General features: G+C 70.0%; 3 protein-coding genes. 2 read left to right on the top strand and 1 reads right to left on the bottom strand.

The features are described 5' to 3' along the window. Window positions 1–64 precede the first annotated feature (64 nt). Window positions 65–655, top strand: coding sequence for a hypothetical protein (locus RM590_RS35325; RefSeq protein ID WP_311708912.1), 591 nt, complete (start codon window positions 65–67; stop codon window positions 653–655). Window positions 656–702: 47 nt separating this feature from the next. On the opposite strand, the gene RM590_RS35320 is transcribed toward RM590_RS35325, so the two are convergent. Beyond that, window positions 703–1116 (bottom strand): CoA-binding protein, encoded by a 414-nt coding sequence (locus RM590_RS35320; RefSeq protein ID WP_311708911.1) that lies wholly within the window; start codon window positions 1114–1116, stop codon window positions 703–705. 208 nt (window positions 1117–1324) lie between these two features. Here RM590_RS35320 and RM590_RS35315 point away from each other — a divergent pair, with 208 nt between their 5' ends. Continuing rightward, the gene (locus RM590_RS35315) at window positions 1325–2131 is read left to right on the top strand and encodes an SDR family NAD(P)-dependent oxidoreductase (RefSeq protein ID WP_311708910.1); all 807 of its coding nucleotides are present in this window, start codon (window positions 1325–1327) and stop codon (window positions 2129–2131) included. The last annotated feature ends 127 nt before the right edge of the window (window positions 2132–2258 follow it).

Raw genomic sequence — 2258 nt, 5'->3', positions numbered from 1 at the left:
CCACACCCCGCTGACCAGCACGAACACCAGCGCCTAGAGAAACGCCTCTCAGACGCCCTCACCCATGTCCACGCAGGTCAGACCCCAGATTCACCCCTCCAGGCCGCTGAATTACGCGGAACGCAGGTTGTTGCTGGGCGGGCTGACGGTGCGGAGGACCTGGCGGGTCCTGACCTCGGAGAAGCCTGTGGGACTTCGTCTGGTTGAACTGTTCGGTGGTGACGTCGAGAGGGAGCGGGGAGCGGTGGCCGTGATCACTCGTCGTGACAGCGTGGCTATCCTTGTGGATGGTCCGGAGCACCTCATGCGCGGGACGCCCGTCGGTGGATTGGGCGGAGATGGCGCGTGTTCCGGGCAGCAGACGGGGCGCTGCGCTGCCTATCCGTTGATCTACGAGAAAGCTGCGGGACCAAGTGGGCGTGGACCATTGCCGGAGATCAGTCTCGTTTTTCGGCTCGCGGACGATCCCGATATGGGTGTGTTCGCCTTGCGGTCGGCCGCCTGGGGGTTCGCCGCGACCGTTCCCGACCTGTGGCGAGCGCTCGCGGAGCGGGCGCAGCCCGCGCGCTGCACCCTGTCGCTCCGGCGGGTGGAGTTCACCACGGCGTCGGGGTTTCCCGTGCGCTACGTGGAGCCGGCTGTCGTCTTGGGATAGTCCCGGGCTCACCCGTTCGTGTGGTGGTCGTCGCCAGGCGGCTCGACTTATCGGTAACGCGGGGAGTTGAGTTCGATCGCCGGGCAGCGGTCCATGACCATGTCCAGGCCCGCGGCGCGGGTGCGTTCGTAGGCCGCTTCGTCGATGACGCCCAGTTGGAACCAGACCGCCTTGGCGCCGATGGTCACGGCCTCGTCGGCGATCGGGCCGGCCGCGTCGCTGTTGACGAAGACGTCGACGACGTCGACCGGGAAGGGAATCGCCGCGAGCGACGCGTACCCCGGCTCGCCGTGCACGGTCTCGGCCTTCGGGTGGACCGGGACCACGCGCTTGCCGAAGCGCTGGAGCACCGTCGCGACCCCGTAGGCGGCGCGCCGCTGGTTCGAGGAGAGGCCCACGACGGCCCAGGTGTCGCCCAGCTCCGTCAGGATCCTGCGGATCGTCGCCGGATCTCCGTGCATGTCCGTCCTCCTGCGGTACCGGAATCAGTCGCTGCCGGGCACAACCCGGACCGGGGACCGGAGATTCCCCGGGTGTGCGCAACGGGGAGCGCCGCGCGCGATCTCCGCGGCGCAACCCGTGTGGCGCGGGCGGTGTTCGACATCAGTGAGAGCGCACCGCACGGTGCCGCCCGGGCCACCCGGGCGCGCGTTATCGATAAGGGAATCAATGGATCTGCAGCTTTCCGGCCGTGTCGCCGTCGTCACCGGTGCTTCCAAGGGGATCGGCCTGGCCGTGACCCGCACGCTCCTCGGGGAGGGAGCGAAGGTCGTGGCGGCGTCCCGGAAGACGAGCCCCGGGCTCGACGAGCTCGCCGGGCCGAATCTGGTCCATGTGCCGGTGGACCTGATGGACGCCGACGCCCCGGGGCAGGTGGTGGAGCGCGCGGTCGAGGAGTTCGGAGGGCTGGACATCCTCGTGAACAACGCCGGTGGTCCGCCGCCCGGCGTGGTCCTGCCGCGTGGCTCGTTCCTCGACGCCTCCGACAGCGACTGGCGTGCCGTTTTCGAGTTCAACCTGTTCTCGGCCGTCCGCGCCACGCGGGCCGCGATACCGCACCTGCTGGCGCGCGGCGGCGGCTCCATCGTCAACGTGTCCTCGACCAACGGCCGTCAGCCGTCGCCGATCAACGTGGACTACGGCGCGGCCAAGGCCGGACTGAACAACATCACCAAGGTGCTGTCGGTCGAGTTCGGCCCGCAGGGCATACGTGTGAACACGGTGTCCCCGGGCGTGACCCGCACCCCGTGGTGGACCGACGAGGGCGGCGTCGCCGACATGTTCGCCGCCCAGGCCGGCACGGACCGGGACAGCGTCATGGACGCCATGGTGCCGGACATGCTGAAGCTGCCCACCGGCCGCTTCGCCGAGCCGCAGGAGGTCGCGGACGTCGTCGTCCTGCTGGCCTCGCCGCGCTCGGGCAGCACCACGGGCGCCGAGTATGTCGTGGACAGTGGCCAGCTCAAGGAGCTCTGAGCACCGCGCGGGGGGTGGGGGGGGGCAGCCGCGGCGGCGCGCGCCAGCAGGGCGTTGGTGCCGAAGATGAACAGCAGGTCCCCCCTGGTGAAGTCGGGGCGCAGGACTCCGGCCCGCTGGGCGCGCT

The organism is Streptomyces litchfieldiae (genome assembly GCF_031845365.1).
GTDB lineage: Bacteria > Actinomycetota > Actinomycetes > Streptomycetales > Streptomycetaceae > Streptomyces > Streptomyces litchfieldiae.
This window is presented reverse-complemented; position numbering and strand designations above follow the sequence as displayed.